The following is a 12,890-nucleotide window of genomic DNA, read 5'->3' as shown; positions in this document are numbered from 1 at the left end:
GATTGCACCAGCTTCATAAGATTTTTTCATCGACACTTATTAAGCAACCATCTATAAAAATGTATGTTTTGTTAAGGTCTTCTTCGAGACTTGTTCGAGAAACAGGGCTTTTTCTCGAACGAGACCTTAACAAGAGTCGAACAAGACCTTAACAAAGGTATTTACCTTTTAGTTTTAATCACTCTTCCAGTAATGAGATGAAATTCATAAATTTTATATAAACCATCATCGGTGGTTTCGATACTTTCTACCAAGCTTGTTTTACTAAAACCATCGGTTACTAAATCGCCAATTTTAATAGCTTGAAGTACTTCAATTGATGTTTCGTCATTTATTCTAATCATAGCTGAATTTTTCATCACAAAGTTAAAATCTTTATCTTCGTTTATGTCACCCAAAGAAATTTTAACAAATTGGCTTAAACATTTTAACGATGCTGATGCCAGTGCAATTGCAGAATTATATAGTGATGATGCAATTAATCATCAGGTAGCGAATGAACCCGTTGTAGGCAAAAAAGCAATTAGCGAAATGTTTGTCAAAGAATTTGCAACGGCAGAAATGGTGTGTATTCCAGAAAATATTTTTGAAGATGGTGAGTGGGCTATTTTAGAGTGGAAAGACCCTAAAGGAATGCGTGGTTGTGGTTTTTTCCACATTGTGGATGATAAAATTATATTTCAACGTGGTTATTGGGATAAATTATCTTTTCACCGATTACATGATATTCCACTTTAAAACAGCTAATACAAAGTTTAACTCATTGCGGAATTAATATCTAATTTTAAATCATGGTAACTTTAGAAACGATGCGAAAAATTGCTTTAAGTTTTCCAGAAACGAGTGAGCAACCACATTTTGATAAAACTTCTTTTCGCGTAGGCAAAAAAATATTTGCTACTTATGATGCGAAGAAAAATTTAGCTTGTTTGATGTTATCTCCAATAAATCAATCTGTTTTTTCAGCTTTCGATACTAGTATTATTTCTCCTGTACCAAATAAATGGGGTAAAAGAGGTGCAACTTTTTTCAATTTAGCTAAAATTCGGCTTGATTTATTTACTGATGCATTAACCACGGCTTATTGTAATGTGGCTCCCTATAAGCTTACTGAAAATTACAAAGCATAAAAAAACTCCCCAGCATATACATGCCAGAGAGTTTTATAAACAAAACTTAATTATTGACTATTTTTTAGTCGCAGCTTTTTTAGCTACTTTTTTTGCTTTTTTAGCTGCTTTTTTTGCAGAAGTAGTATCTGCTTTTTTCTCAACTTTAGCTACTTTAACAGTTTTTGCAGCTGGTTTAGCTGGTGCAGTTTGTGCGCTTACTGTGTTTACTGTAAATGCTGCTACTAGGGCGATCATTAGAACTTTAATTGCTTTCATTTTTTTATGATTTTGTGATTGTTATAATTAGTTAACAGTACTAAATTCCAAATACAAGATGAAGATTTAATGAACATTGGAAGTTTCTCTTCTAAAATTTTGAGGATACAAAAAAAGCCCTTTGGTAAGCGATACCAAAGGGCTTTTTAATAACAGTTATCTATTACTTATTTTTTAACTGCTGCAACTTTTTTAGCGGCATGTTTTTTATGTCCATGCTTATGTGCTTTTTTTACATGTTTAGCTGCTGGTTTTTCTGTTTTTGCAGCTGGTTTTGCAGGTGTAGTTTGTGCGCTTACTGTATTTACTGTAAATGCTGCTACTAGGGCGATCATTAAAACTTTAATTGCTTTCATTTTTTTATGATTTAGTGATTATTAAAATCGTTTAACACTACTAAATTCTATATCTAAAATGAAGATTATGTGAAGTTTACTTAACTGAAAATTGATAACTGCAAGCTGGATTATTTCATTGCCCATTTCATGCCAGCAAGCAAATGTTGCAGAAATAATGGGTCTGTATAACACTCTTTAGTATGGCCAAGTGCAGTATAAAACACCTTACCTCCATCAAACTCGTGATACCAACTAATAGGGTGATCGTTTTTCATAGTACCACCTTGATACGAAGTTTCATCTACTTTAAGTAATACCTTAACTGTTGGGTTAAAAGATTTAAAATTATACCATTCATCTTTATGTAGCCAGGTTTGAGGTAAGCCTTTTACTATTTTATTTTTAGGTTCGATGATATTCAATTTTGCGTCTTGCACTTTTGGATGACTTTCAAAAAAACCACCGACCATTTTGCCATACCATTCCCATTCATAATTACAATCGCTTGCAGCATGAATACCCACAAAACCACCACCATTGTTAATGTATTGTTTAAAAGCAGCTTTTTGTTCATCATTAAAAACATTACTTCCTGTTGGGCTTAAAAATACAAGCACCTTATATTTTTTCAGATTTTCTGGAGTAAATAAATTCACATTTGTGGTGGTATCCACATCAAATCTGTTCTCTAAGCCTAATTTTTTTAGAGCAATAATTCCATCCGCTATTGAAGCATGGTGATATCCTTTGGTTAAGGAGAAAACAAGGATAACTGGTTTCTTTGCTGCTTTTTTCTTTTCGATTTTAAAACCAAAACATAGAGTGCATAACAAAAGTAAGATTATGTTTAATCGGAATTTCATGATGATTTGCTAATTAATGAAAAGTATTAAGGTACAATTTCTCCACTTTCTTTCTAGCCCAATCCGTTTTACGTAAAAATTTTAAGCTCGATTTTAAAGATGGATCATTTTTGAAACAAGCAATCTTAACCAAATTTCCAAGCTCTTCCCATCCATAATGGAAAAATAATTGCTTTACGATAAACTCTAGCGTTAAACCGTGTAATGGATTATTTTTTTGTTCTTGTATTGCCATTGAAACAAAGATAATAGTTTATGCTGAAAGCAAAAAAGGTGTAAGGTTTAGTTGCCTAATCCTTACACCTTTTTATAGAAACTTAAATTAATTATTTCTCTTTTGTTAAAACAAAACTCTGACCTTGCGCTCCAAACGTAAGTTCATTTTTAGCTGCATTAAAATCAAAATCCAAAGCATTTGCCTCTTGAACAAATTTAGTACCACTTGCAAAAGTTAGCGGAAATACTGGACTTCCTCCAATTTTAGCAGTTAATTTACCATCAACTTTAGCGATTACAATTTTAACAGGTGCTTCTGCAGAAGAATAAGTACCTACAAACACATCTAAATTTGCTGGTGGAGTTGTTGAAATAGCCACTCCATCAGAAACCCATTTGTTATTATCAGGATTTCCATCTGGCAATACTTTTTCTGGATCTAAAGTTACTTCTGTAATTTCTTCAGTTGTAGGATAACGAACCAACCAAGTTGTATTTTTCATCCATACATCAACAGGAACTTTAACAATTTCTGTTTTACCGCTTTTCGATTTAATTTGTAAAATGATAGGCATTGGCATTTTCTCTAAGTTTTTCACTTGAATAGTATAGCCTGTCAATTTTCCTTCTATCATTACTGGTTTAACATCTCCTAAACCTTGATCCATTTTCCAGTTGTTTAAGAACCAACTTCTCCAGAACCAAGCTAAATCTTCGCCAGCTCCATTTTCCATCGAACGGAAGAAATCAAACGGAGTTGGATGTTTAAACGCCCAATTTTTAATGTATTGTCTAAAGGCATAATCAAAGCGATCTTTACCTAAAATCTGATCTCTTAAAATATTTAAGCCCCAACCTGGTTTGCTGTATAAATTCACACCAATGTTTCTTTCTGCCATTCCATCTGGCATTAACATGATGTTTTCTAAAGCTGGATTACCAATTGAAGATTTACCAATGCGGTTCATATCTGCTGGACGTTGTTTATACTCGCCATTGTTAAAGTTTTGAGAAGAGATACCGTTAATAAAAGTATTGAAACCTTCATCCATCCAACCGTATTTACGTTCATTAGAACCAACAATCATTGGGAACCAAGAGTGACCAAATTCATGATCAATTACACCCCAAGCGCCACCTTTTTTAGCAGTCCAACCGCAAAAAACAATACCAGGATATTCCATACCACCAATATTTGTAGCTACGTTAACCGCCATTGGATAAGGATATTCATACCACATTTTTGAATAATGCTCAATCGTAGATTTTACATATTCAACTCCACGACCATAACTATCTACACCATTACTTTCTACTGGATGTGCAGAAACTGCTAACCCTTTTCTTCCGCTAGGGAAATTAATGCGAGCCGCATCTAACACAAAAGCTTTTGAAGAAGCCCAAGCCGCATCACGTGCGTTTGTAATTTTAAATTTCCAAGTTAATTTATCTTTTGCAGGGCGAGATTTAGGGTCTAAAACCTCAGCTTCTGAACGAATATGAACTGTTGCATCACTTAATTTTGCAGCATTCCATCTTTTTAATTGTTCTGCTGTAAATACTTCTTGTGGATTCAACAATTCTCCCGAGCCCATTACAATATGGCTTGCTGGTGCAGTAATTGCATAGTTTATATCGCCATATTCGCAATAAAACTCACCACCACCCCAATAAGGTAACGTATTCCATCCTATCACATCATCATACACACACATACGTGGAAACCATTGCGCAATTGCAAAAATTTCTCCGTTTTTTGTTGTTAAATGACCTGTTCTATCCGATCCTTCTTTTGGAAGAATGTAAGAATAATCCATTTTAATAGTGATAATATCGCCATAAGCAGCCATTGGCTGATCTAAACGAATTTGCATACGTGTATCTTCAACAATTGAAGTGAATTTTACAGCTGCAGCTTTTTGCGAAACGCTAATGTTTTGGATTTTGTAACCACCTTCAAATTTTTCGCCTTGCGCACCATAACGACTACGTGCAGGTGTAATCATGGCACCGCGTGAAGTTTCTTTAAATGTGTTTTGATCTAATTGCAACCATAAATAGGGTAATTTATCTGGGCTATTATTTTTATATGTAAGTGTTACTGTTCCGCTAACCATGTTCTTGGTCTCATCAAGATTGGCAGTGATATTGTAATCTACTCTGTTTTGCCAGTATTTAGCACTAGGTGCGCCATTTGCCGAACGAAATTCATTTCCATTTTGCGTGTAAAATAATGGTCCGAATGCATCTGCAGGAACGTAGTTTGTTGCGGGTGGTGTTGCTGTAGTTGCTGGTTGTTGTGCAAAGCTGGTAAGGCTACACGCACTAATAACCACCGCACATAAAAAGGGTTTAGTTATAAATTTAAGCATGTTAATTGTTTTTTGTGCTAAAGGTAAAAGCTAATTGAATAAATTCAAATATATACTCAATATTGTTACTCCGTTAATTAATTACTTGTCTTAAGTTTAATTAATGGAGGAAGTTTTCTTTGATCTTGAGGTAATTTTAGCCAAGCATGGTATGCCTTTACGATATAATACGTATAGTTAAAAGGTCTTTCGGCTTTAACTTGATCAACTGTTGGATGAAATAAATCTATGAAATTCCTTATGTCTGACCCTTCAAATTTTACTGTGCTTTTGATAGTTTGCTCATTAAAATTTTTGGTAATTTCGTCTTGATATTGCTCTTGCTGCTGCAATTCTTGAATTTTCAATTGTTCTTTGCGCCATTTACCATAACCTAAATTAAGACGTAAACCTCCTTTTTCTTTGCTATAATCTAATTGGTGCGTTGGCGCTTTATTATCTGGATTACCCAAGTTGCCCAACATAGGAGAAACTTTTGTACCATTAATATCAACTGTGTTTAAATTATTTACCTGCGCTCTGAGGTATACATTTTTAGGGAAAAGATTAGTTAAGTACACAGTATCTGTCTGAAAACCGACCATCCCGAAAGAGATTAAATCGCCAATTTTTGCAGTAATAGCAAAATGACCATCTTTATCTGCCAGCACTAAAGCTTTTGTATTTAAATTTTTTATTGATGCTCCTTGTAAAGCTGTACTTCTATTATCGTTATCAAAAATATTTCCAGTTAGGGTATTATTTTGTGCCCATATTTTAATCGGAGCAATTAGTAATAGTAACAAAATTAACTTTTTAAGCATACTCAAATTTAAAGCTCTTTTGCTTGAAGCTTCGCTATTTAACAAAATTTAACAGAATGAACTGCATTAACCAACAATTGATGAACTATTTTAGTTTCTCAGTATAATTATCTTCAGTAAAACCGATGAGAATTGGATTGCCATTTTGTTCTACAATTGGTCGTTTAATGGCGCTCGTGTTTTGCATTAAATAGGTTATTGCTTTATCTGCAGAATTAATTTCTGATTGTTCTTCTTTACTTAATTTCTTAAACGTTAATCCATTTTTGTTGATTACTTTTTCCCAGCCAAACGTGTTAAACCATTCTGTTAATTGTTTGGCGGTTACTCCATCCTTTTTGAAATTATGAAATTTGAAATCAATTTGATTTGCTTTTAGCCAATCTTGTGCTTTTTTAACTGTATTGCAATTTGGGATACCGTAAAGTTTCATCTGTGTTATTGTTGTGAGTTGTATGTTGCGAGTTATGGGGTTTGATTCATAAAACCATTGCAAGTTTAAGTTATTACATTATATTTCTATAAAAATTTTGCTCACAATCCAAACCTGCAACTCATAACACGCAACACACAACCTATTGGTCACATTTTTAAAGTGGTTTATCACATTTTTATAATCGATAGATTTGTAGTTCTTAAAATTGCGCTATCAAACTAACAATTATGAAATTAAAAGATTTACAAAAGGCCGAATTCTGGATAGCGACGATACTATATGCTTTTGCTATCATCGTACTCATTTCTAATACGAGCAATAGAAATCACGATTTTGACTATTATTCTTTTCGAGAAGCAAAAGTTCCCTTTTCCTATTTTTCACATTACTTTGTACCTGGCATTTTTAGAATTTCTATTATTTATTTCACTTTCTTACTGCTCAATTTTTGTATTGTTCCTTCAATTATTCAAAAGAAAAACGAAATTCTTAATTATAGCTTAATCTTAATTTCAATTTTATTTATTGGACTAGTTAGTGGCGTGTGTAACACGTATTCCGAAGCTTATGAGCTAGTCCGATATGACACTTTGCAACAAGCTTATAATCGTATTTTCTTTAGCAGTTTTAGTTATGCTATTTGGCTAATCATCTTAATATCAGCCTATTCTTGCGGCAAAGCGTTTATCATTTATATGATTGAAAACAAGGATAAGAATACGCAAAGTCAAAATCAAATGAGGTTAGATATTGGCGTTGGATTAGCATTTTGGTTTGTTGGAATGTTATTATGGTTAACAACAAGATCACCATTTGAAATCATTATTATATGGACATTGGTTATTTTTTCCACCATTGGCATTATCATTTATTCCATCTATTATTTGCTTCCTTTAATTTATGCTCAAGGCAAAAAATTCAAGCCCTATTTTTGGCAAGTATTTTTCATCAGCCTTCTTTTGGCAGTGCCGATGAGCTTTATTTCGATGTTCTTTTTTTATCCAAGACCTGAAGGCGTTTTAGTTGTGTTTTTATTTCATTTACCCACCCAATTATTTATTAGCGCACCATTGGCTTGGTATTTATATAAAAGACGATTAACAAATACAAATGAGCTTACTACTTTAAGAACCGAATTAGGAAAATCTGATGCTTCTTTAAGTTTCTTACAATCGCAAATTAACCCACACTTTTTATTCAATGCACTAAATACTTTGTATGGTACAGCTTTACAAGAAAATGCAGAACGAACTGGCGAGGGAATACAAAAATTAGGAGATATGATGCGCTTTATGTTGCATGAAAACGTACAGGATAAAATTTCCCTAACGAGAGATGTAGATTATTTAGAAAACTATATTTCACTCCAAAAACTAAGAACATCAAGATCTGCTGATATTGTAATCGAAACTCAAATTGATGAACAATTAAATAATTTACAAATAGCGCCGATGTTGTTAATCCCTTTTGTAGAAAACGCGTTTAAACATGGTATTAGTTTGCAGCAGCCATCGCATATCAAAGTAACTCTACAAACTAAAGAAAACACGTTGTATTTCGATGTACACAACAGCATTCATATTAAACCAGATAACGATCCTGAAAAATTAAAAAGCGGAATTGGTTTAGTAAATGTAAAACAACGTTTGGCTTTATTATACCCTGGAAAGCACGAGTTAATTATCCGTGAAAGCGCTAAAGAGTTTTTTATTCATTTAACTATTCAGTTGTAGTTTTTTACATCTGTCACACTGAGCGTAGTCGAAGTGAGGTTAAATAAAAAGTCCTTCGACTACGCTCAGGATGACACTCTTTTAATTATATTCACAACTATTATAACACAATGTCACGCTGAGCGTAGTCGAAGCGCTAGTTAACAGGTAAATGAAATTATATTCAGTTTATATTTTAAAATGTAGTGATGGCTCCTATTACACTGGAATTACGAATGATATAGACAGGAGATTATTTGAGCATCAAAATGGAGAAAATATAACCTGTTATACATATAAAATAAGACCTTTATCTTTGGTGTTCTGTGAGAATTTTCCAGACGTAAATCAAGCAATAGATTTTGAGAAACAAGTTAAAGGTTGGTCGAGAAAAAAGAAAGAAGCAATTATTAATGATAATTGGGAGAAACTAAAAGAATTATCTATTTGTAAAAATGATACAACCCATACTAATTATACTAAACCTTAGGCTTCGACTACGCTCAGCCTAACAACCTAACTGTAAATGATTGCAATTGCAATAGATGATGAACCAATAGCTTTAGATATAGTTGCGGCACATGCTAGCAAAGTGCCTTTTATTGAATTAAACGCTCGTTTTACCAACGCTTTTGAGGCGATTACGTATTTGCAACAAAACAAAGTTGATTTGATTTTTTTGGATATTAAAATGCCTGATATCAGCGGAATTGATTTCTTAAAAACGTTGAGTAAACCGCCAATGGTAATTTTTACCACAGCGTATAGCGAACATGCGGTACAAAGTTTTGAACTTGATGCTGTTGATTATTTGTTAAAACCTTTTTCATTATCCAGGTTTTTAAAGGCCTGCAACAAAGCAAAAGAACTTTTCGATTTACGCAATCAAACACCAGAAAGCAAAGCTGATTTTATTTTTATAAAAGATGGTTATGAGCAGATAAAAGTACTTTTATCTGATATTTTATACATCGAAGCCTCTGGAAATTATACACAAATTCATTTATCCAACGGAAAATTATTAAGTTCTAGAATTACTATAAATGAATTGACTGACCTTTTACCAAATAAACAATTTATTCGTACGCATAGAGCCTTTATTATTGCAAAAGATAAAATTAACAAGTATGATCGCTCGCAAGTTTGGATAGGCGAACAAATTATCCCTATAGGTGCAACATACAGTGATTGTTTACGAATTTTATAAATCTTACCCTTTACTTCAATTAATCTCTTATTATCGTTAATATTGTAGTTATAACATCTAATTCATCCCTATTTAAATTGTTGTAAACTAAATATTAATCTACTCCAATGTTTAAACTTTCATTTAAGCAACAAGTTCTTACCGGATTTACTGTATCTCTCCTTTTTGTAGTTATTTCTGCATTGGTTTCTTATTTAAGTATCAATTCATTAAGAGAAAATACAAATTGGCAAGCCCATACCTATGAAGTAATTGACCTTTCTAAAAAAATAGAGCTCCATATTTTACATACTGAAACAGGAATGAGGGGGTATGTAATTACTCAAAACCGCGATTACCTTGATCCATATCATGAACATTTAGATCAAATTCTTCCAGCAATTGCTGATTTAAAAAAACTGGTAAATGATAACCCGAAACAGGTTGATAATGTAGATTCGATGGAGTTTTATGCTCGACAGAAAATACAAGATATGCAAGCAATTTTGCAAATTAATGACTCTAAAGGACAAAATGAAGCTGTTGCAAAAGTTTTATCTAACACTGGAAAGATTTCTAAGGATAATATCATTCGTATCAATAAACAAATTGAGGCCATGGAATTGGGCTTGTTGAAGGAACGAAAATTAGCCACACAAATAAGTAGCGAAAGAACAACTCTAATCATCCTGATTAGCTCGTTAGTTATTTTTGGTTTAATTCTTTTCCTATTGTCTTATATCCGCAAAACTTTCGACCAACAAAAGGAAACTGAGGTTCAAATTAGAGAAAACAACACACAATTAGAACTGCTTTCTACAGAAAATAAGCAAAAAAACTGGTTGCTTTCTGGAGTAGGTCTGGTAAATGAGGCCATGCGTGGAGAGCAAGAAATTGATGAGCTAGCCACAAACCTAATTTCGAGCATTTGTAATTACCTTAACACACCCATTGGCGCTATTTTTCTAATCGATAAAAAGAAAAATTTCCAATTAACAGGCACTTATGCTTACGTGGCAAAAGGCGCTAAAAAATCTTATGCTTTTGGAGAAGGATTTATTGGGCAAACCGCTTTAGAAAAGAAGTCGAAATTAATTAGTGAAGTACCAACTGATTATCTTAAAATTGATTCAGCTTTAGGTTCTACATCTCCAAATTTCATTCATTTTAGTCCAATTTTATTTCAAAATGAGACCATTGGAGTTATAGAATTAGGTTTAACTAGCAAACCAGATCACAATTTAAATTTATTTTTAGATAGCATTGCTGAAAATGTAGGTATTGCAATTAATAGTGCTTTTTCAAGAGTGATTTTAAGAGATCTTTTTGAGCAAACACAACAACAAGCGGAAGAACTCGAAGCCCAACAAGAAGAACTGCGAACCACAAATGAAGAGTTGCAAGTATCTGAAGAAGAGTTAAGAGTACAGCAAGAAGAACTGCGACAAACCAATATCGAATTGGAAGAAAAGGCTGTATTATTAGAAGAGAAAAATGCTTCTATTAATCAGGCAAGAGAGGCAATGAGCTTAAAAGCCACAGAATTAGAAATGTCTAGCAAGTACAAATCTGAATTCTTAGCAAACATGAGCCATGAATTGCGCACTCCTCTAAACAGTATTCTGATATTGGCCAAAATATTAAAAGAGAATAAGCCAGATAATTTGAATGATGACCAGGTAAAATATGCTGGCGTTATTCATAATGCTGGCACCGATTTATTGAATTTAATTAATGATATCTTAGACTTATCTAAAATTGAAGCTGGTAAAATAGATTTAACTGTAGAAAATGTACGACCGAAAGAAATTAAGTCAAACATGGAATCCTTATTTAATGAGGTAGCTACAACTAAAAAAGTTAATTTTCATGTTAATCTAGATTCAAATCTTCCAAGTAGTTTTACGAGCGATCAAAGTCGTTTAGAGCAAATTGTTAAGAATTTACTTTCTAATGCATTTAAGTTTACATCAGCAAACGGCTCAGTAACTTTAACCATAAGCAAAGCTGACGAACACACTCATTTTTATGCTGAACAATTAAAAACCAATAAAACTTCAGTTATCGCTATTGATGTCAAGGATACAGGAATTGGAATTTCAGCCGATAAACAGAAAGTTATTTTCGAAGCCTTTCAACAAGAAGATGGTTCAACAAGCAGAAAATATGGTGGAACTGGTTTAGGTTTATCTATTAGTAAACAATTGGCACAAATTTTAGGTGGGGAAATTCAATTAAAAAGTGAAATAGGGACTGGGAGTAGCTTTACACTATATATTCCTCAAAATTTAAGCACAACTCAAACCAATGAAGGGTCATCCAGCGTAGCTGAACCTGCAACAAAGGACGTTGTTGAGTCTATTACTTTTACTCAGCCAATTAAATTGGAAACCGATAATCGCACCATTTTAATTATTGAAGACGACCTTAATTTCGCAGATATTTTAAAGGATTATGCACTAGAAAAAGGTTTTAAACCTTTGCTTGCGCATAGCGGCGATAGTGGACTAGAAATGGCGATTAGTCAACTTCCAGATGCTATCATTTTAGATATTATGCTTCCAGTAATGGATGGATGGACCGTTTTGAAAAAACTTAAAGCCAACCCTATCACCAAGCACATTCCTGTTCACATCATGTCGGCCAGAGATGAAAAACTGAGTAAGGCAAAACAAGAAGGTGCTATTGGATTTTTAAAGAAACCAATTAATGAGGAAGGGTTAGCGGCTGCGTTTGATTCATTCTCTCACATTCAGATCTCACATCAATTTAATAAAATATTGCTCATTGAAGATCAAGAATTACATAGCCAGTTATTAACTCAACAACTGTTGGAAAGGGGTGCTGAAGTTACCCAAGTTTATTCTGGCGAAGAAGCATTAAACGCATTAAAAGATCAACAATTTAATTGCATTATTTTAGACTTAAACCTGCCAGATATTTCGGGTTTCGATCTTTTAGATGATATTAAAGCAAATCCAGATTTACTGCATATTCCGGTAATCATTAATACAGCCATGGAACTCGGAAATGAGCAAATGGAAAGAATCATGCGGCATTCTGAAGCGATGATTTTAAAAACTGGCAAATCTAATGATAGATTGATGGACGAAGTAAGTTTGTTTATGAATAAGCTAAATACAGAATCGAAAAAACCAGATAGTAAACCCAAAGCAAATTTATCGACCATTGAAAAAACATTAAAAGACAAAACCATTTTAGTGGCCGATGATGATATGCGAAATATTTTTGCCTTATCTACCGCGTTGCAGGCTTATGATATGAAAATTGTAATTGCAAATAACGGTCGCGAAGCTATCGAAAGATTAGAGGAAAATTCTGGTATAGATTTAGTGCTCATGGATATTATGATGCCTGAAATGGATGGATATGAAGCCATGACAGCGATTAGAAAAAAGAAACAGTTTGCAAAGTTACCTATCATCGCTTTAACAGCTAAAGCCATGAAAAATGATAGAGAAAAGTGCATTGAAGCAGGTGCAAATGATTATATTTCTAAACCTGTTGATGTGGATAGACTACTTTCTATGATGAGGGTTTGGTTAAGCAATTAAA

14 protein-coding genes are annotated in these 12,890 nt (G+C 33.2%); 6 read left to right on the top strand and 8 right to left on the bottom strand.

Features of this window, described 5'->3' with window-relative positions:
- Nucleotides 1-161: 161 nt before the first annotated feature.
- Complete coding sequence (locus GM921_RS15790) at nt 162-359, bottom strand: hypothetical protein (protein WP_235969851.1); 198 nt, start codon at nt 357-359, stop codon at nt 162-164.
- Between the two features lie 28 nt (nt 360-387).
- Between GM921_RS15790 and GM921_RS15785 the strand changes: the two genes are divergently transcribed.
- Together GM921_RS15785 and GM921_RS15780 are read left to right on the top strand one after the other, a co-directional pair.
- Nucleotides 388-738 (top strand): nuclear transport factor 2 family protein, encoded by a 351-nt coding sequence (locus GM921_RS15785; RefSeq protein ID WP_182923596.1) that lies wholly within the window; start codon nt 388-390, stop codon nt 736-738.
- 53 nt (nt 739-791) lie between these two features.
- Nucleotides 792-1,130, top strand: coding sequence for an MmcQ/YjbR family DNA-binding protein (locus GM921_RS15780; RefSeq protein WP_182923595.1), 339 nt, complete (start codon nt 792-794; stop codon nt 1,128-1,130).
- A gap of 57 nt (nt 1,131-1,187) precedes the next feature.
- Here the strand turns inward: GM921_RS15780 and GM921_RS15775 are convergent, their stop codons facing one another.
- The 7 genes from GM921_RS15775 to GM921_RS15745 form a co-directional block, all read right to left on the bottom strand.
- A complete protein-coding gene (locus tag GM921_RS15775) occupies nt 1,188-1,388 on the bottom strand; it encodes a hypothetical protein (protein ID WP_182923594.1) in 201 nt (66 codons plus the stop codon).
- Between the two features lie 167 nt (nt 1,389-1,555).
- Entirely contained in the window at nt 1,556-1,744 is a 189-nt protein-coding gene (locus tag GM921_RS15770) for a hypothetical protein (protein ID WP_182923593.1), read from the bottom strand.
- Nucleotides 1,745-1,854: 110 nt separating this feature from the next.
- The gene (locus GM921_RS15765) at nt 1,855-2,559 is read right to left on the bottom strand and encodes a ThuA domain-containing protein (RefSeq protein WP_235969850.1); all 705 of its coding nucleotides are present in this window, start codon (nt 2,557-2,559) and stop codon (nt 1,855-1,857) included.
- A gap of 43 nt (nt 2,560-2,602) precedes the next feature.
- Nucleotides 2,603-2,824 (bottom strand): VF530 family protein, encoded by a 222-nt coding sequence (locus GM921_RS15760; RefSeq protein WP_182923591.1) that lies wholly within the window; start codon nt 2,822-2,824, stop codon nt 2,603-2,605.
- A 91-nt stretch (nt 2,825-2,915) separates the two neighbouring features.
- Nucleotides 2,916-5,177, bottom strand: coding sequence for a M1 family metallopeptidase (locus tag GM921_RS15755; protein WP_182923590.1), 2,262 nt, complete (start codon nt 5,175-5,177; stop codon nt 2,916-2,918).
- 77 nt (nt 5,178-5,254) lie between these two features.
- Complete coding sequence (locus GM921_RS15750; protein WP_182923589.1) at nt 5,255-5,962, bottom strand: peptidase associated/transthyretin-like domain-containing protein; 708 nt, start codon at nt 5,960-5,962, stop codon at nt 5,255-5,257.
- Between the two features lie 103 nt (nt 5,963-6,065).
- Nucleotides 6,066-6,413: a Spx/MgsR family RNA polymerase-binding regulatory protein gene (locus GM921_RS15745; protein ID WP_182923588.1), complete on the bottom strand. Its 348-nt coding sequence runs from the start codon at nt 6,411-6,413 to the stop codon at nt 6,066-6,068.
- Between the two features lie 230 nt (nt 6,414-6,643).
- On the opposite strand from GM921_RS15745, the gene GM921_RS15740 reads away from it, so the two are divergent.
- From GM921_RS15740 to GM921_RS15725, 4 genes are all read left to right on the top strand, one after another.
- A complete protein-coding gene (locus tag GM921_RS15740; protein WP_202985668.1) occupies nt 6,644-8,149 on the top strand; it encodes a sensor histidine kinase in 1,506 nt (501 codons plus the stop codon).
- A gap of 151 nt (nt 8,150-8,300) precedes the next feature.
- On the top strand, nt 8,301-8,618 hold the full coding sequence (locus GM921_RS15735) for a GIY-YIG nuclease family protein (protein WP_182923587.1): 318 nt from the start codon (nt 8,301-8,303) through the stop codon (nt 8,616-8,618).
- A gap of 36 nt (nt 8,619-8,654) precedes the next feature.
- The gene (locus GM921_RS15730) at nt 8,655-9,335 is read left to right on the top strand and encodes a LytR/AlgR family response regulator transcription factor (RefSeq protein WP_182923586.1); all 681 of its coding nucleotides are present in this window, start codon (nt 8,655-8,657) and stop codon (nt 9,333-9,335) included.
- A 107-nt stretch (nt 9,336-9,442) separates the two neighbouring features.
- Nucleotides 9,443-12,889 (top strand): hybrid sensor histidine kinase/response regulator, encoded by a 3,447-nt coding sequence (locus GM921_RS15725; RefSeq protein WP_182923585.1) that lies wholly within the window; start codon nt 9,443-9,445, stop codon nt 12,887-12,889.
- The last annotated feature ends 1 nt before the right edge of the window (nt 12,890 follow it).

Origin of the sequence: Pedobacter planticolens (assembly GCF_014172375.1) — a bacterium.
GTDB lineage: Bacteria > Bacteroidota > Bacteroidia > Sphingobacteriales > Sphingobacteriaceae > Pedobacter > Pedobacter planticolens.
The sequence above is the reverse complement of the archived record's forward strand: the minus strand, read 5'-3'. Positions and strand labels throughout refer to the sequence as shown.

Excerpts from the sequence above, each read along its gene's own strand:
- GM921_RS15790 (WP_235969851.1), bottom strand. The coding sequence starts at position 359 with ATGAAAAATTCAGCTATGATTAGAATAAATGACGAAACATCAATTGAA.
- GM921_RS15785 (WP_182923596.1), top strand. The coding sequence starts at position 388 with ATGTCACCCAAAGAAATTTTAACAAATTGGCTTAAACATTTTAACGAT.
- GM921_RS15780 (WP_182923595.1), top strand. The coding sequence starts at position 792 with ATGGTAACTTTAGAAACGATGCGAAAAATTGCTTTAAGTTTTCCAGAA.
- GM921_RS15775 (WP_182923594.1), bottom strand. The coding sequence starts at position 1,388 with ATGAAAGCAATTAAAGTTCTAATGATCGCCCTAGTAGCAGCATTTACA.
- GM921_RS15770 (WP_182923593.1), bottom strand. The coding sequence starts at position 1,744 with ATGAAAGCAATTAAAGTTTTAATGATCGCCCTAGTAGCAGCATTTACA.
- GM921_RS15760 (WP_182923591.1), bottom strand. The coding sequence starts at position 2,824 with ATGGCAATACAAGAACAAAAAAATAATCCATTACACGGTTTAACGCTA.
- GM921_RS15755 (WP_182923590.1), bottom strand. The coding sequence starts at position 5,177 with ATGCTTAAATTTATAACTAAACCCTTTTTATGTGCGGTGGTTATTAGT.
- GM921_RS15745 (WP_182923588.1), bottom strand. The coding sequence starts at position 6,413 with ATGAAACTTTACGGTATCCCAAATTGCAATACAGTTAAAAAAGCACAA.
- GM921_RS15740 (WP_202985668.1), top strand. The coding sequence starts at position 6,644 with ATGAAATTAAAAGATTTACAAAAGGCCGAATTCTGGATAGCGACGATA.
- GM921_RS15735 (WP_182923587.1), top strand. The coding sequence starts at position 8,301 with ATGAAATTATATTCAGTTTATATTTTAAAATGTAGTGATGGCTCCTAT.
- GM921_RS15730 (WP_182923586.1), top strand. The coding sequence starts at position 8,655 with ATGATTGCAATTGCAATAGATGATGAACCAATAGCTTTAGATATAGTT.
- GM921_RS15725 (WP_182923585.1), top strand. The coding sequence starts at position 9,443 with ATGTTTAAACTTTCATTTAAGCAACAAGTTCTTACCGGATTTACTGTA.